Below are 23,451 nucleotides of genomic sequence, written 5' to 3'. Positions count from 1 at the left end.
GTGATTCCCGGTGGTGGGCAGCCCAACATGCAGGAGCTGCTCCAGCAGGCGCAGAAGATGCAGCAGGACCTCGCGCGTGCACAGGAGGAGCTGGCCGAGACCGAGGTCGAGGGGCAGGCGGGCGGTGGTCTGGTCCGGGCGACCGTGACCGGCACGGGCGACCTGCGCGGCCTGGAGATCGACCCCAAGGCGGTGGACCCGGAGGACACCGAGACCCTCGCCGACCTGATCGTCGCCGCGGTCCAGGCGGCGAACGAGAACGCCCAGAAGCTCCAGCAGCAGAAACTCGGCCCGCTGGCCCAGGGCCTGGGCGGCGGCAACATCCCCGGCATGCCGTTCTGACCCGATCCTTACGGAACGGCTGCAAGGCTCGGAGAGGCTGCAAAGAAGCCGCCCCGGCGAACTACGGTTACCGCCGGGACCACCACCGACACGCACCGGAACCGACCGACACACCCGGAACCACCCGGAACCGACGCGAAACACACCGGCAGGGCCCCGCACCACCCGCACCGACCCCACCCCACCCCCACCTCCAACCGAACCCCCCACGGCCCCGCGGCCTGCAAGGCCTGCGAGACCGCACCACATGCGAAACCACATGCGAACCACATGTGAGACCGCATGCGAAAGCCACATGTGAGACACACAGAACACAGAGGCACCCGGCGAGTGCCACCCGCACGAAGGGCAGTCCGTTGTACGAAGGCGTGGTCCAGGACCTCATCGACGAACTGGGCAGGCTGCCCGGCGTCGGTCCCAAGAGCGCGCAGCGGATCGCCTTCCACATCCTGCAGACCGAGCCGACCGACGTCCGGCGCCTCGCCCAGGCGCTGCTCGAGGTGAAGGCGAAGGTCAGGTTCTGCTCGGTGTGCGGCAATGTCGCCCAGGAGGAGCAGTGCGGCATCTGCCGTGACGCCCGGCGCGACCCGGCCGTGATCTGCGTGGTCGAGGAGCCCAAGGACGTGGTGGCGATCGAGCGGACCCGCGAGTTCCGCGGCCGGTACCACGTGCTCGGCGGGGCGATCAGCCCCATCGAGGGCGTCGGCCCCGACGACCTGCGCATCCGGGAACTCCTGGCCCGTCTGGCGGACGGCACCGTCACCGAGCTGATCCTGGCCACCGACCCCAATCTGGAGGGCGAGGCCACGGCCACCTACCTCGCTCGCATGATCAAACCCATGGGCCTCAAGGTCACCCGCCTGGCCAGCGGCCTCCCGGTGGGAGGGGACCTGGAGTACGCGGACGAGGTCACGCTGGGCCGCGCCTTCGAGGGGAGACGACTCCTAGATGTCTGACACCACGCTGCACGCCACCGACCGACAGGACCCCCAGGACCCGCAGGACCGACGGGAACGGACCGGCGGGGAGGGCCGGGGCGCGGTGAACGCCACCTCGGGCGACCCGGACGACTTCGCCGTGCAGATCTCCGACCAGGTCGAGAGCTTCATCCTCGCGGTCGAGGAGGTGGCCAAGGGCGACGAGCCCGACTCCGCGGTGCCCTTCCTGCTCCTGGAGGTCTCCCAGCTGCTGCTCGCCGGCGGCCGCCTCGGCGCCCACGAGGACATCGTCCCCGACGAGCGCTACGAGCCCGACCTCGGCCCGGAGCGGGACGCCGAGGACGGGGCAGAACTGCGCGAGCGCCTCGCGGTGCTGCTCGACCCGGTCGACGTCTACTCCGAGGTCTTCGACCCGTACGAGCCTCGTAAGGCGCCGGTGGCCTGCCGGATCTCCGACGACCTGGCCGACGTCGTCACCGATCTGCGGCACGGCATGGCGCACTACCGTGCGGGCCGGACGGTCGAGGCCCTGTGGTGGTGGCAGTTCTCGTACTTCTCCAACTGGGGCGCCACCGCCTCGGCCGCCCTGCGGGCCCTGCAGTCGCTCGTCGCGCACGTTCGGCTGAACCAGCCGCTTCAGGAGCTGGACGGTCTCGACACCGACGAGGATCTCGGCGAGGAGTCGCTCGCCGAGGAGGCCGGCAAGGTGATGGCCGAGGAGATCGCGGGCCCCCTCGGCCTCCGCAAGACCCGCTAGGCCCCACCACCTCTCGGGGCTGCGCCCCGGCCTGCCTCGGGGGCGCGGGGCTGTGTTCATATGCGGCTCCGCCACGTGGGCGTGCTCAGCTCCGACGAGGCCGTCGGATCGCCACCGCCCGAAAGGGGCAGTCTCTGCGGTCTCCGGACCACCGGCTGGTGGGTGGTTGCTCGCGCGGTTCCCCGCGTCCCTTTTCGAAGCCGGGGCTGCGCCCCGGCCCGCCTCGGGGGCGCGGGGCTGTGTTCATATGCGGCTCCGCCGCGTGGGCGCGCTCAGCCCCGACGAGACGCGTCGGGTCGTCACCGGCGTGAGGGGCCCCGGGGCGAGCCCCGGAGTCGGGGGACTGTGAGCCGAGCCACTTTTCCGAGTGGTCTTCGTGGATGTGGGGCAGATGCGCACGTGGGCCGCCGCCCGATCGCCGTCCGACAGGTCGGATTCCGGAGGCTCGGTAAAATGACGGAGCCGCACTTGTGCAAAGTGCGCGAAGGCACTGATGGAGCGAGGAGCGCACGTGAGCCTTGTCGTGCAGAAGTACGGAGGCTCCTCCGTAGCCGATGCCGAAGGCATCAAGCGCGTCGCCAAGAGAATCGTGGAAGCCAAGAAGAACGGCAACCAGGTGGTTGTCGTGGTCTCCGCGATGGGCGACACGACGGACGAGCTGATCGATCTCGCCGCGCAGGTATCCCCGATGCCGGCCGGCCGTGAGTTCGACATGCTGCTGACCGCCGGAGAGCGGATCTCCATGGCGCTGCTGGCCATGGCGATCAAGAACCTGGGCCATGCGGCCCAGTCGTTCACCGGCAGCCAGGCGGGCGTCATCACCGACTCCGTGCACACCAAAGCCCGGATCATCGACGTCACACCGGGCCGCATCCGCACGTCGATCAACGAGGGCAACATCGCCATCGTGGCCGGCTTCCAGGGCGTGTCGCAGGACAAGAAGGACATCACCACCCTGGGGCGCGGCGGCTCCGACACCACCGCCGTGGCGCTCGCCGCAGCCCTCGACGCCGACGTGTGTGAGATCTACACCGATGTGGACGGTGTGTTCACCGCGGACCCGCGGGTGGTGAAGAAGGCCCGGAAGATCGACCGGATCTCCTTCGAGGACATGCTGGAGCTGGCCAGCTCCGGCTCCAAGGTGCTGCTGCACCGCTGTGTGGAGTACGCCCGCCGGTACGACATCCCGATCCACGTCCGGTCCTCGTTCTCGGGACTGCCGGGCACCTGGGTGACCAATGAGCGCCCGGACACAGGAGCACAAGGACAGCAGGGAGAACAGAAGGTGGAGCAGGCCATCATCTCGGGTGTCGCCCACGACACCTCCGAGGCCAAGGTCACGGTCGTCGGCGTACCGGACAAGCCGGGCGAGGCCGCCAAGATCTTCCGCGCCATCGCCGACGCCCAGATCAACATCGACATGATCGTGCAGAACGTCTCGGCGGCGGCCACCGGCCTGACCGACATCTCCTTCACCCTGCCGAAGACCGACGGCCGCAAGGTCGTCGACGCGCTGGAGCGGATCAAGCCCACGGTCGGCTTCGAGTCGCTCCGCTACGACGACCAGATCGCGAAGATCTCCCTGGTCGGGGCCGGTATGAAGACCAACCCCGGGGTCACGGCCGCGTTCTTCGAGGCGCTCAGCGACGCCGGCGTCAACATCGAGCTCATCTCGACGTCCGAGATCCGCATCTCGGTCGTCACCCGCGCCGACGACGTCAACGAGGCCGTGCGCGCCGTGCACACCGCCTTCGGGCTCGACTCCGACTCGGACGAGGCCGTGGTGTACGGAGGCACCGGCCGCTGATGGAGCGGTCCGCGCGCCCGACGCTCGCGGTCGTGGGGGCGACCGGGGCCGTCGGCACGGTCATGCTCGAAATCCTGTCCCAGCATGCGGACATCTGGGGCGAGATCCGTCTTGTCGCCTCACCGCGCTCGGCCGGCCGCAAGCTGACCGTGCGCGGTGAGGAGGTCGAGGTCGTCGCGCTCGACGAGGCGGTCTTCGAGGGGGTCGACGTCGCCATGTTCGACGTCCCCGACGAGGTCGCCGCGCACTGGGCGCCGGTCGCCGCCGCGCGGGGCGCCGTCGTCGTCGACAACTCGGCGGCCTTCCGGATGGACCCGGAGGTGCCGCTCGTCGTCCCCGAGGTCAATCCGCACGCCGCCCGGGTCCGCCCGCGCGGCATCATCGCCAACCCGAACTGCACCACCCTCTGCATGATCGTGGCGATCGGCGCCCTGCACGCCGAGTTCGGGCTCCGTGAGCTGATCGTCTCCTCGTACCAGGCGGTGAGCGGCGCGGGCCGGGCCGGGGTGGAGACCCTGCGCCGGCAGCTCTCCCTGGTCGCGGGCACCGAGCTGGGCACCAGCCCCGGCGACGTGCGGCGCGCCCTCGGCGACAGTACCGGGCCCTTCCCCGAGCCGGTCGCGCTGAACGTCGTCCCGTGGGCCGGGTCGCTGCGGGACGAGGGGTGGACGTCGGAGGAGATGAAGGTACGGGACGAGTCCCGGAAGATCCTCGGGCTGCCCGGTCTCAAAGTCGCCGCGACGTGCGTCCGGGTGCCCGTCGTCACCACCCACGCCCTGACGGTGCACGCGTGCTTCGAGGGCGAGGTGACGGTCGACCGGGCCCGGGAGATCCTCGCCACCGCGCCCGGTGTGGTGCTCTTCGACGATCCGGAGGCCGGGGAGTTCCCGACACCCGCCGACGCGGTGGGGACCGACCCGACGTGGGTCGGCAGGGTACGCCGCGCCCTCGACGATCCCACCGCGCTGGAGCTGTTCGTGTGCGGCGACAACCTCCGCAAGGGCGCTGCGCTGAACACGGCCCAGGTGGCGGAGCTGGTGGCCGCCGACCTGACGGCTTCCTGAGCCCCGGCCAACCTCAGGGCCCCGACGAGACGCGTCGGTCGTCACCGTCCGGAGGGGGCTGTTCGCTGTCGTGTCCCGGCCACCGGTGGGTGGGCGGTTGCGCGCGGTTCCCCGCGCCCCTTAGAAGCCGGGGCTCCGCCCCGGCCCGCCTTGCGTCACAGGCTTCGACCGGATGCGTCGGGTGGGGGAGCCGCACCGTGACCGGACGACCGGCGAAGCCGGGTATTTTTGCTCGGGTCGTGGAACCGTGCGGCACCCGCGTGGCGTCTCTGCGATCACGCCGGGGGTGCTGCCCCGGGGGCGGGACGAACACAGGGGACGTACACAGGGGAGGGGCTGGGGCGATGGGAGAAGGTGACGCACCGCCGGCCACGGAGCCCGCGAGAGCGGTGCCCGATCGACGTGAGATGCCCGGTGCGTACGGCGTGTGCGGCAAGACCGGTGCGTATGGCGTGTGCGGCAAGTACGGCGCGTATGGCGGGTGTGACGCGTACGACTCTGCGGGCGCGTACAACCCTGACGGGGGGAAGAGTGTCCAACTTGCGTGGCAGAGGTCGTCAAATACCCAGCGTTCTCGGTGGCAGCCTCAGGCGCCGCCGTTCTCCGGCCGCCCAGACGGCCGCGTGTGCCCGGCGGCATGCCGGTGATCGCCCCGATGCCCGCGGCACGTCCCGTCCCCGCGCAGTCCCACCGCGAGGGCGCTGACGACACGATGGCCGCCGGCACCACAGTCGATCATCTCACCGAGACCTATCGCGCGCATTACCGGTCGCTCCTCGGCCTCGCCGCGCTGCTCCTGGACGACACCGCGTCCTGCGAGGACGTCGTCCAGGAGGCGTTCATCCGGGTGCACTCCGCCCGCCGGCGGGTGCGCGACCCGGAGAAGACCCTGGCGTACCTGCGCCAGACGGTCGTCAATCTGTCCCGTTCCGCGCTGCGCCGCCGCATCCTCGGGCTGAAGCTGCTGACCAAGCCGATGCCCGACATGGCCAGCGCCGAGGAGGGCGCGTACGACCAACTGGAGCGGGACGCCCTGATCAAGGCCATGCGGGGGTTGCAGCGCCGCCAGCGCGAGGTGCTGGTGCTGCGCTACTTCGCCGACATGACCGAGGCCCAGGTCGCCGAGACGCTCGGCATATCCCTGGGCTCCGTGAAGGCCTACGGCTCCCGCGGCATAGCCGCCCTGCGCACGGCCATGGGGGCACCGGCATGAACACCGCCGGACGCGGGCACGGCAGGTACGGGCGCACCGGCGGCCCCGGGGCCCGCCCTGCGTCATCCCGCCCCGGCACCGTCCGCAGCCCCGGCCGGTACGATCCGCACGACCGTCATGGCCCGTCCGCCCCGGGCGGCCACCCCACAGACAGACACCACGCTGGGAACGCAACAGTGAACGACGCCCCCTCCGACAGCTTCCCCGAAGGGAACGCTCACGGCGACGGGACCGCTCGCGGCACTGCGGGCCCCGGCGCGCCGGGCCCGTGCGGAAACGTGCGTGAGACGGCCACCACCGCCCACCCGACGGACTCCGACCGGTCGTCCGACTCCGGCCACCCGTCAGATTCCGGTCACCCGTCCGGCTACGGCCGCTCGGCGGACTCCGGCCACCCGTCCGGCTCCGGGCACCCGGCGGACTCCCGCGGCCCGGCCGACTCCGGTGAGTCCGGTGCCGGCGCGGGCCGCCGTGGCACCGGCGGCGGAGGCCGCGGCGGCGACGGCCCCGGTGACCCCGGCGGGCCCGGCGCGTGGCGGCCGGACCCCGGCGACGATGACGACCGCGACGGCGACCACGGCGACGTCGGCGCCGACGAGGAGGCGCTGCGCAGGCTGCTGCGGCAGGCGGTCGCGGACGTAGAGCCCGGCGAGGGCAGCCTGGAACGGCTGCGCCACGCGGTGCCCGCCCGGCGCGCCCGGAAGCGGCAGGCCCTCGTCGGCGCCGCCGCCGCGGTCGTGCTGCTCGGCGCCGCCGTCCCCGCGCTCATCCACGTCTCGCACGCGCGCGGCTCGAACGGCGACCGCACCGCCGTCGCCGGTCACGGCGAGGCCGTGCACGGCGGCACCAGCGGCGGCAAGGACGCCGACGGCGGCCGGCAGGGCGCCGGCGAGCCGTCCGGGTCCGGACACGCCAAGGACGACGGCCGCGGAGACGGCCACGACGGCCGGGGCAAGGGCAGCGCGAGCTCAGGCACCAGCCCCGACCCGGAGGACACCCTCGCCGCCCGCTCCCCGGGCTGTGTGGCGAGCGCGCTCGGCAACGTCCAGGCGAGCGTCGGCGCGCCGGACGCCGAGGGCAGGGTCTACGGCAGCTTCCGGGTCTCCAACACCTCCGGCAGCGACTGCACCGTCGACGGTGCGGGCACCGTGACGGCGACGGCGCAGGGCGCGGCGGACCCCGCGAAGATCACGGTCGTCGACCACACGGACGGCGATCCGGCGGCGGGCCTGCCCGCGCCCTCGACCCAGCCCGCCCACCTCATCCTCGCGCCCGGACAGTCGTACCAGGTGGACTTCGCCTGGGTGCCGTCCGGGAGCTGTCCGGCCGACCCCGGCTCCTCGCCCGACCCCACGTCCTCGGACACGCCTCCCGGCGGTGACGGGACGTCCGGCGCCACCACCCAGTTGTACCGGGAGGACGGGGTGCCCGAGGACGGCAGCGTGGCCGTGTCGCACACCGCGGAGCCGGGGGCGCCGACTGCCGCGGCCACCATTCCGCACGCGTGCGCGGGCACGTTGTACCGGACGGGGTTGCTGCCCGCGTCGTGAGCGTCGCGCCTCTCGCGAACGGGTCGTCTCTCGTGAGCGGTTCGCTTCTCGTGAGCGGTTCGCTTCTGTACGCGGCCGGCGACGACCGCGGCATCGTCCGGGGTGCCGTGCCTCTGGCCCGTACCGGGCCGCCCTGCCCCAGGGCCGCCCTAGCGGGGCGCGTGGTCGAGGTGGGCCTCGGAAAGGGTGGGGTCCTCGGGCTCGGTGGGCAGGAGACCCAGGCGGGCGTCGCGGGCCAGTTCGGCCTCGCGGCGGGCCAGCCGGAACCACATGAAGACGACGAAGCCCGCGAAGACGAACCACTCTCCGGTGTAGCCGAGGTTCTGGAACGCCTTCAGGTCCAGGCCGCCGCCCTGCGGAGCCACGGCGGGCACCGCCTTCAGGCCCGGGGACGCCGTGTCGAGCGTGATCCAGGCGTCGTAGACCCGGTACGGGACGAGGTTCACCAGCGAGGCCGCACTGACCATGCCGACCTGTCCGGACGGCAGGCCGCCCGGGTCGGAGACGCCGTTGGTGCCGGGGCTCTCGGAGGCCTGGAGCGCGCCGGTCACCGTGACCCGGCCGGTGGGCGGCGCGGGCGCGGCACCGGGGCGGGCGGGGCCGGGCAGCCAGCCGCGCACCACCGGCAGCGCCCTGCCGTTCGCGGTGCGCAGCATGGTGAGGACGTAGCAGCCGTCCCTGCCGTCCAGCGAGCGGTGCGGGACGAGGAACTGGGTGGCGTAGCGGCCGGTGGCGGTGGCACGCTCGCCGGCCGTCCGCTGGCTGACCGGGAGCAGGGAGTCCAGCGGCCGGGGCGCGGCCCGGTGCGCGGCGCCGGCCGCACGGTCCGCCTCGTGCTGGTCCCGCACATGGTCCTCGAACCGGCTGAGCTGCCAGGTGCCCATGAAGACGCAGAGCGGGATCGCCAGCAGCGCGAAGACATTGATCCCCCACCAGCGGGGGGTCAGCAGGAACCGGTACACACCACCACGGTACGGGGCGCCGCGGCACCGCTGCCCCGGGGGTTCGCCGCGCCGGCGCGCCCGCCGCCCGGGAAACGCGGGTAGGACCCGGTCAGGGGCAGGCCAGGGCCGTACCGGAGACCGGGGCCGGGCCCTCGCCGGTGCGGTGGGGGCCGGAGCCGGGGGCGCGGCCGGTCAGCGGCCGGTCGGTGCGGAGACGGGCGAAGAGGGCCGCGGCCCCCGGCCGGTCCCCACGGGCCACGGCGCCGTCGCCGGGGGCCGTCGGCCGGCCCGGGGGCGCCGGGGCGACGGCGAACTCCGTGCCACCCGGGCCCACGAGGCGCAGCGCCCCGGCGAGCGTGACGAGCTCCGGCACGGTGAGCCGCCCATCGGCGCGGGCCGTCCCCAGCAGGACGCGACCGAGGCGGGCCACGCGGGCCGGGGCGTCGAGGGTGTGCCCGGCGGCGAGCCGGCTGAGCACAGCCACCAGGAACCCCTGCTGCCGCCGGATCCGGCCCGCCTCCCCGGCGGCGCCGGGCTCCCCGGCGCGGACGTACCGAAGGGCCTGGGCGCCGCCCAGCAGGTGCCGCCCCGGGGCGAGGTCGAGCCCGGCGCCGGGATCCCGCAGCGGGCGTGCGGTGCACACCTCCACGCCGTGCAGGGCGTCGACGACTGCGGTGAGGCGGCGGGCGTCCACCGGGACGTGGCGGTCGACCCGGACGTGCGTCAGGTCCTCCACCGCCCGGGCGGCCGGCGCCCCGCCGGTGTCCGGGCCGCGGCGGGCGGGGACGCGCGCATAGAGGCCGCCGGGCAGCCCGACGACGCTCACGCGGTCGTGCGCCTCGGAGACGTGCACCAGCATCAGGTCGGAGGGGCCGCGGCCGTCCGCGGTGGCCCCGGGGCCGCCCCGGGAGGGCCCGCGGCCGTCCGTGCCGATCAGCAGGATATTGGTACCGGGTCCGCCATTCGGACGGTCCCGCATACCGGCGAGGCCGTCCGCGCGTTGGTCACCCCGAGGCAGTGCGAGTGAGGCGCCGCCGATTCCGGCGGCCAGGGCAATGAGTGCGGTGGCGGTGAGCACGGCGGGCGACCGTCGGTTCCCGCGATATGTGGGCGGTGATTTCTTATGATTTTCCATCATGTGTTTCACCATGCACTCCACTATGCGGTCGGCCGGGTTCCCCTTAAGCCCAACAATCGTATGACCGATATCCCGATGGTGTGGGCGCACAGCCGTTGCGGCGCGCCTTGAGGACTCGTTTGTGTCAATGCCGGGAGAAGAGGCGCCATGACCCGTTCCCAGGGCCACGGGAAACATCGGAGATGGATTCCGGAGAGTCGGCGAACCCCCGAGAACCGGGTGCCGGAGCCGGTCTATGACGCGCTGTTCGAGGCCTGGCGCCGCCAGGGCAGGACGCTGCCGGGGCGGCCGGACCCGGAATGGAACGCGATTGTGTCCCGGGATTTCTGGCCGCGCGGCGGCGGTTTGTGAACACCGACCGGGTGAGCACCCGAAACCATTTGGATGCGGCACAGTTGAACAGGCGCCAGTGCCTACGTGCGCGTGCGTTGTCCCGAAAAGCAGAAAAGAAAACGGGAATCGCCCAGGGCGCCCTGCCGTTTCCACGGCCGGCCGTGCTCGCGCGGTACGTGGCAGCTGTGACAGCCAGCCAGGCTGTGTCAGTGCCGGACTTGGACGGTCAGCCGAACAGGCCGGCTCCCAATTGCGAGCAGGAAGACGATTAGATTGCGACAGGTCCTCAGTAAGGGAATGCTCACGGCCGCGGCCGTGACGGGAATCCTGTCCGTGCCCGGCGGCTATGCGTTCGCCGACGCGGACGTGGACACGATCGTGTCGGACACGCCCGGTGTGCTGGCCGACAGCCTGCCGACGGCCGTGCGCGGCCCGGTGAACGTCTGCGACGACGGCGTGACCATCGGCGACACCGGCAGAGCGTCCCGGGACGACTGCATCACCGTCGGCGACGTCGCGGGCAACAGCTCCGCGGCGGACCCGGAAGACTGCGAGGAGCCCGGCGAGGAGCCGGCCACCCCCGGATCGCCGGACCCCGAGGCCCCGCGGCCCGAGTCCCCCCGGCCGCAGGCGCCCGCGCCGGAGCGGCCGGCGGCCCACCAGGCCCGCACCCTGCCGGCCGCGGCCCCGCAGCTCGCCGAGACCGGTGGTGACCCGACCACGCTGGTGGCCGGCGGCCTCGGCGCGGCCCTGCTGGCCGGCGGCGGCATCCTGTACCGCCGCGGCCGCGCGGCGGCCCGCGGGTAACCGGCCCGCCCCCGCCAGGGGCGCCCTGGCAGGGGCGCCGGGAACTGCGGGGCGCGGGGAACTGCGTGCCCGGCCACGCCGAGGCCTCCGCTTCCGGGGGCACCTCCCACGTCCCTCGGGCCGTGGGGGACGGCCTGAAGGGGCTGTCTCCGTCGTCTTCCGGCCGAAAGCTGGTGGCCGGTGGCGGGTTGCGCGCGCAGTTCCCCGTGCCCCTTCACCGGCCGGAGACCGCGGACGGCCGCGCACGCAGCAGTTCCCTGGCCCGGCCCCGGGCCGTCGCCGCGCAGGCCGCCACCGTCAGCAGGACGGCGCCCCGCCCGCCGGCGGCGAGCAGGAGCCGCCGGTTGACGACCCGTTCCGGCCGCCAGTGGTGCTTGTACGGCTCGTCGCCGCGCAGCAGGCTCAGCACACCGGGGCCCTCTGGCGGCGCGCCCCGCGCCGCCAGATGCAGCGTCCCCGAGTGCATCAGCATCGTCGCCACGTCCACCTTCCGCTCCCGCAGCCGCGGATCCGCGCCGTACAGGTAGCCCCCGGCCAGCCGGGGCGCCAGCAGCGTCAGGTCGACCGCGGCCACCGACCCGTCGAGCCGGAACTCCGTCACCGCCGCCGCCCCCCGCGCCGCCATGGCCCCCACCGCCTCCTCCAGGTGCGCCGCGAACCGCGGCCGCAGGTGTTCCCGCGTCACCTTCCGCCCCCGGCCCTGCCACTGCGCCCGGTGCAGGTCGAGCAGGACCCGCAGCGCGCCGGGCACCTCCTCGGGCGGCACCACACGGCGCTCGACGCCCAGCGCGGCCAGCTTGCGCAGGTTCGAGCGGACGCGCTGCCCCCGGGACGACGGCAGCCGCGCCACAAGACCGTCCATCGGCACGGCGGGCAACTCCAGGCAGAGCGAGCCGGGCAGCGTCCGGCGCGGGCCCGGCCAGCACGCGTACACCCGCTCCACCGCCGCGCCCGGCCGCACCTCACGGAAGTCGATCGGCGCGCCGCCCGCGACCGCGCCGAGCGCCTCGGCCAGCACCGGCGCGGCCTGCTCGGCGCAGGCGTCGTCCAGCAGCACGTCGGAGAAGTCGGAGATCGCGCCGCCCAGCGGCACCAGGGCGGGCACCGGCCACCGGGCCCGCAGCATCGCGGCGGCCCCGACGAGCAGTCCGCCGCCCCCGCCCGCGCCCGCCGCGCGCACCAGGACCACCCGCAGGCCGCGACCGTGCCGCGGCGCTCCGTACGCACGCCACCAGGCGTGCAGCCAGGCGTGCGTCTGGAACGGGGTGGCCGGTGTGCAGCGGGCGTGCAGACGGTCCCACTCCGGTCCGAGCGCGGCGAACTCCTCGGCGGACGTGCACAGATGAGCGGCGACGACACCGGCACGCGCCCCGGTGCCGGCGGGGTGGTCGGTGGGGTCGTCGGGGGTGTGGGTCGGGTGGTCAGCGGGACCGTCCGGGTCGTGGGCCGGGGTGCCGGTCTGGGCGTGGGGGTGGGGCGGGAGGGCGTGGGAAGTGGTCTTCGGGCCCGTCATCGACGGCTCCCCTCCAGGTCGCCCGAGACGTCCGTGCGGGCGGGGGCCCCGGTGGCGGCCACCCCCGCGGCGGTGGTGAGGTCCGTGGTGCCGGCGGGATCCGTGGCGGGGATGGGGTCCGTAGTGGAGATGGGGTCCGTGGTGGGGGTGAGGTCCGTGGTGGGGGTGGGGCCGGGCAGCGCGGGTGGTACCTGGTCCGGGTGGCGCCGGGGGCGGGCCAGCAGGGCCAGGCCACCCAGCAGCCCGCCCGCGCAGCCGCCCACCAGCGCCGTGGCGGGCGCGGACGCGGACGAGGGCTCGACGGGGTCGACCGCGCGGGAGAACTGGACGAGCCGCACGTCCGTGTCGCCCCGCGTCCGGTTGGCGTGCGCGATCAGCGTCCGGGAGACCGCGTTGGCCATGTCGGCGGTCCTGCCGAGGTGGGACGAGGTGGCGGTGATGGCGATCATCGGCGCGTCCGGGGAGGTCTCCGCACGCACGCTCCTGCGCAGGGTGGGCACCGGCACCCCGGCCCACACCGGGGCGTCCCCGAGGACCGCCACCTGGGTGGCGACCCGGCCGTACGCCTGCGCGAAGCCCAGCGCGCGGGCCGAGTCCGCCTTGTTGACGGGCACCGCGAGCACATAGCTGGTGGCCGTGTACTGCGGGGGCTTCACCACGCCGTAGAGGCCCCCGGCGAGGGCGCCGAGCGCGGCACAGGCGGGCAGCGGCCACCACGCCGGCCGGCGGTGGTTCCGGCGCGCGTGCCGTGCCCCGCCGGCCGGCAGCCACCGTGCCCGGCGCAGCCGGGTGGGGATGCGCACGGGCTGGTCGGCCGGCTGTGCGGGGGCGCCCGGCGCGGGCTGCCCGGGTGTGGTGCGCTCCGGCGGGTCCGGCTGCTTCGGCGGGGCGGGCTGTCTCGCCGGTACGGGCTGCTTCGCCGGTACGGGCTGCTTCGCCCGGACCGGCTGCGCCGCGGGCTGCTCAGCAGGAGCGCGCCGTCTGCCACGGGTTCGGGTCATGGGGAACTCACTCCCAACGAGGTGGAGTCGGCACCCGAGTCGGTGCCGGGGCCGGCACCCGGGCCGCCCCCGTCGGCTTCGGGTGTGCCGGGGGCGGTGGGGGGCGCGGCGGAGGGCGGACCGGGCGGGGGCTCTGCCTCCGCCCCGGTTCCGGGCTGCTCCCCGGTTCCGGCCTCCGGCCCGGCCTGTGCCACGGGGGCGGACGCGGCGCCGGGCTCGGCGTCAGATGCGGCGTGGGCGTGGGCGTGGGCGTGGGCGTTGGTGCCGGTGCCGGTGCCGGTGCCGGTGCTGGGGCTCGGGTCGGGCTTGGGTGCGGGTGCGGGTGCGGGTGCGGTTGTGGTGCTGGACGTCGGGGTGGTGTCTGGCGCGTCCGCGGTTGGCGGTGCGGCGGCCGCGTCCGGGCCCGGGTCGGGGTGCGGGACGGGGGCGGGAGGCGGGAGGCTGCCGGCCTCCGGGGCGGTGGGCGGTGCCCCGGGGGGTGCCGCGGCCGGGGCCTCGACGGGTTCGGGGGCGACGGCGGGCGGCTTGCCCGGTTCCGGGGAGGTGGCCGGGGGCTTGCCCGGTTCCGGAGTGGTGGCGGCGGTGCGCTGCCGGCGGAGCTGCGGGATGCGGAGCAGCCGGAGTCGTTTCTGGTCCTGGTCCTGGTTCTGGCCCTGGCCCTTGCCCCGGCCCTCGTTCTGGCCCTGGCCCTGGCCCTGGTTCTGGTTCTGGTCCTGGCCTTGGTCCTGTTTCTGCTTCCGGCTCTGGTTCTTGTTCTGGTCGGTGGCGGGTGTCTGTGGGGTGTTGGCCGCAGTCGGGTCCGGGCTCGTTCCGGGGGTGGTCTCCTTGCTGGTGTGCTGTCGGCGGAGCTGCGGGATGCGGGGCAGTCGGCGTCGTTTCTGCTTCTGCTCCTGGTCCTGGTCCTGGTCCTGGCTCTGCTTCTGGTCCTGGCCTTGGTCCTGGCCTTGGTCGTGTTGCTGGTTCTTGTTCTGGTCGGTGGCGGGTGGCTGTGTGGCCTCGGTGGCGGCAGTGTCCGGGCTCGTTTCGGGGGTGGTCTCCTTGCTGGTGTGCTGTTGGCGGAGCTGCGGGATGCGGGGCAGTCGGCGTCGCTTCTGTTTCGGCTTCTGCTCCTGACGCTGCTTCGGGTTCTCGTTCTCTTGAGCGGTGGGGGCGGTGCCCGTGCCGGGCTCCGGTGTGGAGGATCCATCGGTGCCGGGCTCCGGGGCGGTGGCCGTCGCGTCGCTTGGGGCGTCGGGGCCGGTGGGCTCGGTGGACTTGGGTTCCTCGACGGGCTCCGGGGCGGGCCGCGGGCGTCTTCGGGCGCGCTCGGCCGGGTCGTGGAGGGCGGCCGAGTAGACCCGCATCAGCAGTTGTGCGCTCTGCTCGATGCCGTAGTAGTGCACGGCGTCCGGGACCGGGAAGCGGATGGTGCCGGCGGTGCTCAGCTCGTACAGCGCCCGGGCGTAGGCCTGCGGGGTGCTGGCCACCTGGCGTGCGCCGGGGGCCGCCGCCGGGGGGAGGTCGTCGAGTGCGGGGCAGGCCGTGTAGAGCACCGGCAGCCCCGCCGCGAGCCCCTCCACCACCGCCAGTCCGAACGTCTCCTCCTCGCACGGCGAGGCCAGCACATCCATGGCGGCGAGCAGCGCGGGCAGCGTGCGTGCCGTGGCGAGGTCGGCCATGGCCGACTGCTCACCGCGCCCGCCTGAGCCGCCCTGGCCGCCCTGCCCGGAACCTCCGCGCGCCCCGCGCGCACGTCCCGCGGGGCCGTCGTGCTCAGGAAGCGAGCCGGAACCCCACAGGTCCCCGGGACCCGCGAGGGGATCCCCGGCGAAGGGATCGTGCCCAGCAGGCTCGCCGTGCAGGGGCCGGGAACTGCGCCCGGAACGGGGGTCGTACCCGGAACGGCGGACCTCGCCCGCGCGGTGAGCGTCGAGCCCCGCGCGGTAGTCGTCCGGAGCCCGGTATGCGGGTTCCCCCGCACGGGCACCACCCGTGCGCGGGTCGTTTCCCTGGCGCGGGTCGTATCCCAGCCGGGAGTCGTAGCCCTGACGGGAGTCATGGCCCATACGGGAGTCGTGCTCCGTCCGGGGAGCATGGCCCCCATAACCGTCGGCTCCCGGGCGGCGGTCGTCACCCGTTCGGTGATCAGGCACCGGACGGCCGTCCTCCCCCACGCGGCGGACGTGCCCCGTCGGATGGCCGTCGCCCGCCCGGTGGTCGTACTCCGTGCGGCGGTCGTCGCCGTGGTTGCCGTACCACGGCCGGGCGGCGTCGTCCGCTCGGCGGCCACCCGAGAAGAGGCGGCCTCCGGCGAAGGGGGTGTTCCCGAAGTACGGACGGTTCCCCGGACCGCTTCCCGCGTAGGGACCACTTCCCGCGTAAGGCCCGTCCCCCGGGGAGGGCCGCCGACCTCCCGGGTGGGGTCCGTTCCCCGCGCTTCCCGGGTGGGGCCCGTTCCCCCTGTAGGGCCCGCCTCCCGGGGAGGGCCTGTTCCCCGCGGCGGGGCCGCCCGGGGCCGGACCGTCTCCCGCGGAGGGCCCGCTCGCCGCGCCCGGCCCTTCCGAGAACGGCTCGCGGCTCGTCCGGAACCCGGCCTCCGCGACCGGATCCGGTCCCGCCGGCCGCCCACTCCGCCCCCCGCGCCCGTCGAACCCCTTGTATCCCTCGTATCCCTCGTATCCCTCGTATCCCTCGTACCTCTCGTACCCTCCGGGACCGCCCGAGCGTCCGTGCCCTCCGCGGCCGTCGGGGCCACCGTGCGCCCAGGGACCGTCGGAACCCCCGCGGCCGCCGTGACCGCCCGCACCGTCGCCCCCGCCCCGTTCCCCGAACGGGGCCGCCGGCCGATGCCCGGGCGCACGTCCCGCCGGACCCCCGGACCCCGCGCGCGAACCCGCCTCCGGGGCCCGGCCCGTGGGGCGGGCCCCCGCACGGGAGCGCCCCTCTCCCGGGGCGGCCCCCGTCCCTCCGAGGCGTTCGGCGCCCGCCAGGAACTCCGGCGGCTCGGGCGGCGGATATGGTCGCTCACCGGCGAAGACGACCCGCTCGCTGATGCCCAGCAACGAGGCGGTGCGCCGCAGCGTCACCTCCTCGGGACCCCCGCCGACCAGCAGCAGCACGCACTCGTCCGGCAGCGCGGTCAGCGCGTGCAGCAGGATGTCGAAGCGCTTCCCGGGCGCCAGCCGCCCCACCGCCCCGATGACGTACACGTCGTCCGGCAGGCCGAGCAGCCGCCGCGCCCGGTACCGCACCTCGGGGTCGAAGCGGAAACGGGCCGCGTCGATGCCGTTCGGCACGAGGTGCACGCGCTCGGGCGGCACGCCCCAGCGGCATAGCCGTTCGGCGACCGTCGGCGAGACGGCGACCGTGGCGCGCCCCAGCCGTTCGGTGCCGAGGTACAGCGTCCGTACCCCTGCCGTGAGGCGCCGGCCCTCCATCAGCGTGTCACCGAGGGAGTGCTCGGTGGCGACCACCGCCCGCACCCCGGCGAGCCGGGCCGCCACCCGCCCGTAGACGCAGGCCCGGTACAGGTGGGTGTGCACCAGGTCGTAGTGGCCATCCCTGATCAGCTTGACCAGACGGGGCAGGACCCTCAGGTCGAGGTTGCCCGTCATCCGCAGGTGGGTGACGCGCACCCCGTCCGCGGCAAGGCCCTCGGCGACCGTGCCCGGATCGGTGAGGGTGACGACGTCGCCGGTGACGGGCAGCTGCTGGAGCATCAGCCGCAACTGCTGCTCCGCACCGCCCACGCCGAGACCGGTGATGACATGCAGCACCTTCATGGCGCCTCCACGGGGTGAACGGAGCGCACGGGGAACGCGGGGAACGCGGGGAACGCGGGGAACGCGGGGAACGCGGGGAACGCGGGGAACGCGGGGGACACGGGGGACACGGGGGACACAGAGCCCGTGGGGCTTGTGTGGTTCGTGGGGCCCCGGCCTCCGCCTCCGGGGTGGGTCTCCGAGGCGGTTGCGCGCGCGGGGAGCGCCGGGGACGACGAGGACGACGGGCTGAGCGACGGGGACGACGGGAGGCGCGGGAGGGGGCGGCGCAGCGGTGCCAGCAGCCGTTTCACGGTGAGCCGCACACCGGTGTCGTGCTGGCCGACGTACACCCGCGGCAGCGCGAAGACGCCCGCCAGCGGTCCGGGCGCGATGGCGCACGCGTACGCGTAGCCCGCGCGCCGCACGGCGTCCGCGGTGTCCGGGTCGACGGCGCCGTACGGGTAGCAGAAGCCGCGCACCTCACGCCCGGTCAGCTCGCCGAGCAACGTGCGGCTGTGCACGAGTTCCGCGTGCCGCAGCGCCTCGTCGGCGCGGGTGAGGTCGATGTGGGTCAGGCCGTGCGAGGCGATCTCCATGCCGGCGTCGGCGGCCTGCCGGACGCCGTCCGCGTCGAGCAGCGGCTTGCGCGGGCCGCGCGCGTCCCAGGCGTTGACGCCGCCGAGCCGTCCGGGCAGGACGAAGACGGTGGCGGTGCAGCCGTGCCTGCGCAGCAGCGGGAGGGCCTGTTCGGTGAAGTCCCGGTAGCCGTCGTCGAAGGTGAGCCCGACCAGGTCGCGGTCCCGGCCCGCGGCCCGTGCCGCCAGCAGTTCCGCCACGCCCACGCCGCGCAGCCCGCGCCGGCGCAGCAGTCCCAGCTGGGCGTCCAGGCGGGCGGGGGTGACGGTGATCCGGTACGGGTCCTCGGTGCGGTCGGCCACGGAGTGGTACATCGCCACCCAAGGCGGCGCCCCGGACGGCCACCACATGGCACGGGGCGCGCGCCTCGGGCCTGCGGACGCTGGGGACGGGGCCGACGCTGCGGACGCTGCGGACGGTTTCCTGGGCGGCGAGGGGACGGATCGCGTGTCAGCGGACATGGGGGTGCTTTCCAGTGAGGAACGGGGACGGGGGCGAGGAGGGCGAACGTGACGGGTCCGGGGCGCGCACATGAGGTGGGGAGGGCGAGGGGGAGGGCGAGGGGGAGGGGGTTGGCGACGGGGCGGCGGGGGCGGCGGACGTGGCCCGGGAGGCGGCCGGAGACGGGAGCGCGGTCGGCCGGGGGCCCGCGGGGGTGCGGGTGTGGGTGCGGGCGAGGCCGGGGACGCGGGGGCGGGGGCCGGCCGGGCGGCGCGGCCTGTGGCGGGCCGCCCGCAGGATCCGGGCGGCGGCGCGGGGGTGGAGCGCCGCGAGCACCATCCCGTAGACGGCGGTGACGGCCGTGCCGGACACCGCCACCGCGGCAAGCGGTCCGTACGCGTCCGCCCAGCGCGCACCGCCGAGCCCCGCACCGGCCGCGACGGCCGCCGCCGGCACCTGCCCGGCGAGTCCGGTCAGCACGCGCCGGGCCCGGACCGGCGCGGTGGGTTCGGTGGCGGTGGCGGTGGCGGGCTCGCGAGGCTCGGGGGCGGTGGCGGACGCGGCGGGCAGGGCCGCAGCGGTGGGCACGGTGGCGGTGGCGGGGACGGCGGGCACGGTGGCGGTGGCGGGCACGGAGGGCACGGTGGCGGTGGGGGGCACCGCCGGTCCGGAGCCGTCTGGGCCGGGGAGGCCCACGTCGGCCGGGCCGCCCGTTCCGGCGGGAGTGCGGGCGTCGGCGGCCTCGCCCGCGTCGGTCGTGCCCCGCCCGGGTCTGCCCCGCCCGGGCCAGCCCCGCCCGGGTCTGCCGCGCTTGGGTCCGCCCCGCCGCCCGGGTCTGCCCCGCCCGGGCCAGCTTCGTCGGCCGGCCCCGGCCAGCAGGAGCAGCGCGGTGAGGGTGATGCCGGCCGCGTTGGCGGCGGCGATGCCCCGGACGCCCCAGGGGCCCACGGCCCAGGCCCCGAGCAGCGCGGTCGCGAGCGCGCCCGCCACCATCGCCGCCAGGGGGCGCCAGGTGCGGCGGCCCGCGGAGAAGTGGCAGCGGACGAGGGCGCCGACGAGCGTGTGACCGAGCAGTCCGAGCGCGTACACCCGCAGGACGTCCGCGGTGGCCGCGGTGTCCCGGGCCGTGAAGGCGCCCTGCTGGAAGAGGAGTTCCAGCAGGGCGGGGCCGCAGGAGACGAGGGCGGCGGCGCCCAGCAGCACCACGCAGCCGGCCAGCAGCAGGTCGCGTTCCATGCGTTCCCTGGCCCGCGTGGTGTCGCCCTCGGCGAGCGCCCGCGCCACCACCGGGAAGGTGACGGTGCAGAGCATGAGCGACAGGGCCATCGGGATCTGGGCCACCTTCTGGGCGTAGTTCAGGTGGGAGATGGCGCCGGGCGGAAGCGCGGAGGCCAGGTACCGCTCGACGAGCACCTGCGACTGCCGGCACAGCGCGAAGAGCAGGACGCAGGCGACCAGTCCGGTTTCGATGCCGGTTGCCCGGGGGCGGGCGGCGGGCGTGGTGGGTCGGGTGGGTGTGGCGGAGGCGGCGGGTGCGGCGGGTGCGTCACTGCTGGTGCTGCTGCCGGTGCCGGTGCCGTTGCCGTTGCCGGTGCCGGCGTCGGCGTCGGGGGTCGTCCGTGGGCGTCCCTGCCGGGGGGCCTCGGCCTCCGTGGGATCCTTCTCCGTGGGACGGGCCGCTTCCGCGGGACCCGCCTGGGCGGGACTCGTTCGTGGGGGACGGGCCGCATCCGCGGGACCGGCCTCCGGGGTGCGGGCCCCCGCGCCGTTCCTCCGCCGCAGTGCGTGCCACAGTGCCGGGATCTGGACGGCGACCATCAGGAAGCCGCCGCAGGCCACTCCGAGGGCGGCGGCGCGGACGCCGAGGCGGTCGCCGAAGGCGGCCATGGCGGCGATGATCCCGAGGTTGTACACCACGTAGATGGCCGCGGGCGCGACGAAGCTGCGGTGCGCGCGCAGGGCCGCGCTGCAGTACCCGGCGAGGCCGAACGACACCGCGCAGGTGCCGGTGAGCCGGGTGCAGTCCACGGCGAGGCCGGGTTCGGGCAGGCCCGGCGCCAGCGCGTGCACGAGCAGCGGCGCCCCGGCGACCAGCAGCGCGCCCGCCGCGCCGAGGGCCAGCAGGAGGCGGGGCAGGGAGGCGGCCACCAGCGCACGGACCGGGTCCCGGCGGTCGGCACGGGCCGGGGCGGCTCCGGCTCCGCGGCGGGCCAGCGCCATGCTGAACGCGGGCACCAGGACGAAGGCCATGCCGTCCTCGATGAGGAGTGTCGCGGCGAGTTCGGGCATGGTCCAGGCGACCAGGAAGGCGTCCGTGTCGCCGCCGGCCCCGAAGAAGTGGGCGAGCGCGCGGTCGCGGCCGAGGCCCAGGAGCGCGCCGGTCACCGTCAGGCCGGCGGTGACCAGGGCGGCCCGTGCGAGGGACCACCGTGCTGCGCCCGTACGGGCGCCCGCCGCCGCTCGGTCCGCGGTCACCGCCTTTTCCACGGTCACCGCCTTTTCCACGGTCACCGCCTTCTCCAAGGGCACCGCCCTGTCCACGGTCACCGCCCCGCTCCCGCGCACCCGGCCTCCGCTTCCCCGGATCCCTGGCCGCGTCGGCCCTCCGCTCCCGGGCCACCCGGGCCTTTGGCTCCCGGGCCACGCGCCGCGCCCTCGGCTTCGGGCACACTCGCTGCTCCGGAGCCCTTGCAGGTCCCGGGCGGTGACCCGGCCCGAGCCCTGGCCCCGGGGCCGGGCCCGGCCCCGGAAACGGTCCCGGTTCGGGAAACGGTCCCGGGTCCTGTGGACCCGGCGCCCGACCCGGATGCTCCGGTCTCTCCGGTCTCCCTGGCCTCTCCGGTCACCCCGATCTCTCCGGTCACCTCGGTCTCTCGGGTCTTCCTGGTCTCTCCGGTCTCTCCGGCGGCTTCGCGCTGGGGCGTCGCCGTCCCCGAGGGGTGGTTTCTGCTGTGTTCGGGGTGCGGGTGGGTGGGGGTTGGTCGCGCAGTTCCCCGCGCCCCTGTCCGGGGCTGGGGTGGTGTTGGGGGGACTGGGGCCTGGTCAGGGGGCCTGGATGCGCCGGTTTCCGCGGCGGCTTCGCGCTGGTGTGTCGCCACCCTCGTCGGGTGGTTTCTGCCGTGTTCGGGGTGCGGGTGGGTGGGGGCTGGTCGCGCAGTTGCTCGCGCCCCTGTCCGGGGCTGCGGCGGCGTCGGGGGCACCCCGGCAGGCCTGGACGAACCGGAGGCCCCGGCACCTCTCGCGGCGTCGCCTGCCGCCACCGCCTCCCCCGGCCCCCTTGCCCCCGGCTCCCCCGTTCCCACGGCCCACCACGCCGCCACGCCGAGGACGACCGAGGTGAGGACGGTCGACGGGCCGCCGATGTCGGCGTAGCCGAAGTCCACGAGCTGCCAGACGAGCAGTCCGCAGGCGATGAGCGCGCAGTCCATGCCCCGTCCGGCCCGGGACGCCCCCCGCGCCCGGCTCGGCGACCGCCCGACCGCCGCGGCCCTGCGCAGCCCGCATACCAGCAGCGCCGCCCAGCACCCTGCCAGCCCGGCGAGCCCCAGGAGGCCCTGCTCGCCGAGCACCAGGAGGTACATGTTGTGCGGGGAGAGCAGTGGCTGACGCCGGAAGGCGGCGCCCGCGCCCTCCGTGTCGCTGCCCGAGGACAGCGCGAGGGAGGCATGGCTGTCGCGGTACGCAGGGAAGCCCTTCAGCCCCACGCCGGTGAACGGGTGCTCGCGCCACATGCCGAGCGCCGCGGACCACATCGTGTACCGGTCGACGACCGACTGGTCCGGCGCGTCCGCGACGTGCGTGATGCTGCTCAGCCGCTGCTCCAGCATCGAGCTGCCCACGCCCACCCCGCCGACCAGCACCACCAGCGCGGCGGCCAGCGCGGCGCCCACCGCCACGGCCCTGCGCAGCCCGGTGAGCGTGAGCTGCACCCCGCACGCCACGGCGGTGGCGATCCATGCCCCCCGGCTGAACGACACCGCCAGCGGCACCACCAGCAGCACCGCACACACCAGTGCCGCCGCCCGCTCCCGCCCGCCGAAGACCGGGAGCGCGCCGAACCCCGCGACCGTCCCCCGACCCCGACCGACCCCGAGCCCGAGCCCCGCCCCCACCCCCGGCCCCGCCTTCGCGTGCGACTCCGGCCGCGGCTCCGGCTCCGGCTCCGGGCCCGGGACGCCCGCGGGTCCTCCCGCCTCTCCGGGCCCCCGGCCCGCCCCTGTGCCCGTTCCCGTCCCTGTCCCCGTTCCCCTGCCCGTCCCCCTGCCCGTCCCCGTTCCTCGGCCCGTTGCCGTCCGTGCCCCCGTCTCCCCGCCCGTCCCCAGGGCCACCCCCACCGCACACACCAGGCCGTAGGCCACCGTGGTCGCCATCCCCATCACGTCGCCGGCGCCGAAGGTGCCCACGGCGCGGACGTCGGAGCCCATGTACGAGGCGCCCGTGCCGGTGGCGTACTGGAGCACGCCGAGGCCCCCCTCCCACAGGGCGAGCGCGATGAACGCCCAGGCCACCAGGCGCAACTGGGCCCGGTCGCGGATCAGGAGCAGCACCGCGGCGGGCACCAGCACGAAGACCTGGAGGTAGCGGGCGAGCCCGGCGAGGCCGGTGGCGGTGTCGGGCGCGCCGGTCGCCGCCACCGCGAAGCCGAGCACGGGCAGGCCGAGGACCACGGCCGCGGTCCTGGTCAGCGGCCGGCGCGCCAGCCGGACCGCGCGCAGCGCGGCGCAGAGCACAACGAGCGCCGACACGGCGTCGGCCGCCGTGCCGCCCTGGCCGCCCGAGGCGCCGAGCGCACCGGCGGAACCGGGACCGGGCAGCGCGGAACCGGGCCCATGACCGCCGGCGCCCGGCAGCGCGGGCAGTCCGAGCGCCGCGACCAGTGCCACCACGGGCAGGGCGGACCCCCATCGCACGAGCGCATTCCGCACCCGCACGGAAGGCCACCCGCCGAGCGCCGCCCGTCCCCGAGCGGGAGCCCACCGCACCAGCCCCGCCGGCCCCGCCAACCCGGCCGGCCCCGCCGGCCCCGCCGACCCCCGCGCGGACACCGTACGGACAACCCCCGCGCCCCCCGGCACGGTCCCCCACCGGACAACCCCCGCCCGCCCCGCCTGCTCCGAACGCCCCGCCCGCTCGACCTCGTCCGCAGGTGCCACCTCTTCCGCCCGCGCGACCTCGCCCGCAGACGCCACCTCGTCCGCCCGCGTCCCCTCGCCCGCAGGCGCCA

At 75.4% G+C, this 23,451-nt stretch carries 14 protein-coding genes and 4 pseudogenes; 9 read left to right on the top strand and 9 right to left on the bottom strand.

Annotated elements, in window-relative coordinates:
• The 7 genes from ACSMXW_RS16105 to ACSMXW_RS16075 all read left to right on the top strand — a co-directional run bounded on the left by ACSMXW_RS16105 (position 1) and on the right by ACSMXW_RS16075 (position 7,671).
• Positions 1-342, top strand: coding sequence for a YbaB/EbfC family nucleoid-associated protein (locus tag ACSMXW_RS16105; RefSeq protein WP_485807172.1), 342 nt, complete (start codon positions 1-3; stop codon positions 340-342).
• 356 nt (positions 343-698) lie between these two features.
• Entirely contained in the window at positions 699-1,298 is a 600-nt protein-coding gene (gene recR, locus ACSMXW_RS16100) for a recombination mediator RecR (RefSeq protein WP_485807170.1), read from the top strand.
• Positions 1,291-2,037: a DUF5063 domain-containing protein gene (locus tag ACSMXW_RS16095; protein WP_485807168.1), complete on the top strand. Its 747-nt coding sequence runs from the start codon at positions 1,291-1,293 to the stop codon at positions 2,035-2,037. The genes recR and ACSMXW_RS16095 overlap by 8 nt, the downstream gene beginning before the upstream one ends.
• Before the next feature lie 511 nt (positions 2,038-2,548).
• Positions 2,549-3,844: an aspartate kinase gene (locus tag ACSMXW_RS16090; protein ID WP_485807167.1), complete on the top strand. Its 1,296-nt coding sequence runs from the start codon at positions 2,549-2,551 to the stop codon at positions 3,842-3,844.
• Positions 3,844-4,908, top strand: a complete 1,065-nt coding sequence (locus tag ACSMXW_RS16085) for an aspartate-semialdehyde dehydrogenase (protein WP_485807165.1) — start codon at positions 3,844-3,846, stop codon at positions 4,906-4,908. Before ACSMXW_RS16090 ends, ACSMXW_RS16085 begins: the two co-directional genes overlap by 1 nt.
• 637 nt (positions 4,909-5,545) lie before the next feature.
• Positions 5,546-6,121 (top strand): SigE family RNA polymerase sigma factor, encoded by a 576-nt coding sequence (locus tag ACSMXW_RS16080; RefSeq protein WP_485807164.1) that lies wholly within the window; start codon positions 5,546-5,548, stop codon positions 6,119-6,121.
• 278 nt (positions 6,122-6,399) lie between these two features.
• Positions 6,400-7,671, top strand: a complete 1,272-nt coding sequence (locus tag ACSMXW_RS16075) for a hypothetical protein (protein WP_485807162.1) — start codon at positions 6,400-6,402, stop codon at positions 7,669-7,671.
• A gap of 149 nt (positions 7,672-7,820) precedes the next feature.
• Here the strand turns inward: ACSMXW_RS16075 and ACSMXW_RS16070 are convergent, their stop codons facing one another.
• Positions 7,821-8,633 (bottom strand): SURF1 family protein, encoded by an 813-nt coding sequence (locus tag ACSMXW_RS16070; protein WP_485807161.1) that lies wholly within the window; start codon positions 8,631-8,633, stop codon positions 7,821-7,823.
• A 91-nt stretch (positions 8,634-8,724) separates the two neighbouring features.
• The gene (locus ACSMXW_RS16065) at positions 8,725-9,693 is read right to left on the bottom strand and encodes an LCP family protein (RefSeq protein ID WP_485807159.1); all 969 of its coding nucleotides are present in this window, start codon (positions 9,691-9,693) and stop codon (positions 8,725-8,727) included.
• A 207-nt stretch (positions 9,694-9,900) separates the two neighbouring features.
• Here ACSMXW_RS16065 and ACSMXW_RS16060 point away from each other — a divergent pair, with 207 nt between their 5' ends.
• Together ACSMXW_RS16060 and ACSMXW_RS16055 are read left to right on the top strand one after the other, a co-directional pair.
• The gene (locus tag ACSMXW_RS16060) at positions 9,901-10,104 is read left to right on the top strand and encodes a hypothetical protein (protein ID WP_485807158.1); all 204 of its coding nucleotides are present in this window, start codon (positions 9,901-9,903) and stop codon (positions 10,102-10,104) included.
• Positions 10,105-10,383: 279 nt separating this feature from the next.
• Positions 10,384-10,893 (top strand): LPXTG cell wall anchor domain-containing protein, encoded by a 510-nt coding sequence (locus ACSMXW_RS16055; RefSeq protein WP_485807157.1) that lies wholly within the window; start codon positions 10,384-10,386, stop codon positions 10,891-10,893.
• A gap of 214 nt (positions 10,894-11,107) precedes the next feature.
• Here the strand turns inward: ACSMXW_RS16055 and ACSMXW_RS16050 are convergent, their stop codons facing one another.
• The 7 genes and pseudogenes from ACSMXW_RS16050 to ACSMXW_RS16020 form a co-directional block, all read right to left on the bottom strand.
• Positions 11,108-12,406, bottom strand: coding sequence for a GNAT family N-acetyltransferase (locus ACSMXW_RS16050; protein ID WP_485807156.1), 1,299 nt, complete (start codon positions 12,404-12,406; stop codon positions 11,108-11,110).
• A gap of 152 nt (positions 12,407-12,558) precedes the next feature.
• A pseudogene (locus ACSMXW_RS16045) lies at positions 12,559-13,173 on the bottom strand (YveK family protein); the annotation flags it as partial.
• Between the two features lie 230 nt (positions 13,174-13,403).
• On the bottom strand, positions 13,404-15,017 hold the full coding sequence (locus tag ACSMXW_RS16040; protein WP_485808082.1) for a glycosyltransferase: 1,614 nt from the start codon (positions 15,015-15,017) through the stop codon (positions 13,404-13,406).
• Positions 15,018-16,403: 1,386 nt separating this feature from the next.
• A pseudogene (locus ACSMXW_RS16035) lies at positions 16,404-17,168 on the bottom strand (glycosyltransferase); the annotation flags it as partial.
• Between the two features lie 263 nt (positions 17,169-17,431).
• A pseudogene (locus ACSMXW_RS16030) lies at positions 17,432-18,100 on the bottom strand (polysaccharide deacetylase family protein); the annotation flags it as partial.
• A 136-nt stretch (positions 18,101-18,236) separates the two neighbouring features.
• On the bottom strand, positions 18,237-20,702 hold the full coding sequence (locus ACSMXW_RS16025; RefSeq protein WP_485808081.1) for a lipid II flippase MurJ: 2,466 nt from the start codon (positions 20,700-20,702) through the stop codon (positions 18,237-18,239).
• An 824-nt stretch (positions 20,703-21,526) separates the two neighbouring features.
• Positions 21,527-23,158 (bottom strand): annotated as a pseudogene (locus tag ACSMXW_RS16020) (O-antigen ligase family protein); the annotation flags it as partial.
• Positions 23,159-23,451: the final 293 nt, after the last annotated feature.

It is taken from the genome of Streptomyces sp. DSM 116793 (genome assembly GCF_057320905.1).
Note: the sequence above shows the minus strand (reverse complement) of the source record. Positions and strands in the feature narration are given on the sequence as shown.

Excerpts from the sequence above, each read along its gene's own strand:
- ACSMXW_RS16095 (WP_485807168.1), top strand. The coding sequence starts at position 1,291 with ATGTCTGACACCACGCTGCACGCCACCGACCGACAGGACCCCCAGGAC.
- ACSMXW_RS16085 (WP_485807165.1), top strand. The coding sequence starts at position 3,844 with ATGGAGCGGTCCGCGCGCCCGACGCTCGCGGTCGTGGGGGCGACCGGG.
- ACSMXW_RS16080 (WP_485807164.1), top strand. The coding sequence starts at position 5,546 with ATGCCGGTGATCGCCCCGATGCCCGCGGCACGTCCCGTCCCCGCGCAG.
- ACSMXW_RS16060 (WP_485807158.1), top strand. The coding sequence starts at position 9,901 with ATGACCCGTTCCCAGGGCCACGGGAAACATCGGAGATGGATTCCGGAG.
- ACSMXW_RS16055 (WP_485807157.1), top strand. The coding sequence starts at position 10,384 with ATGCTCACGGCCGCGGCCGTGACGGGAATCCTGTCCGTGCCCGGCGGC.
- ACSMXW_RS16050 (WP_485807156.1), bottom strand. The coding sequence starts at position 12,406 with ATGACGGGCCCGAAGACCACTTCCCACGCCCTCCCGCCCCACCCCCAC.
- ACSMXW_RS16040 (WP_485808082.1), bottom strand. The coding sequence starts at position 15,017 with ATGGATGTGCTGGCCTCGCCGTGCGAGGAGGAGACGTTCGGACTGGCG.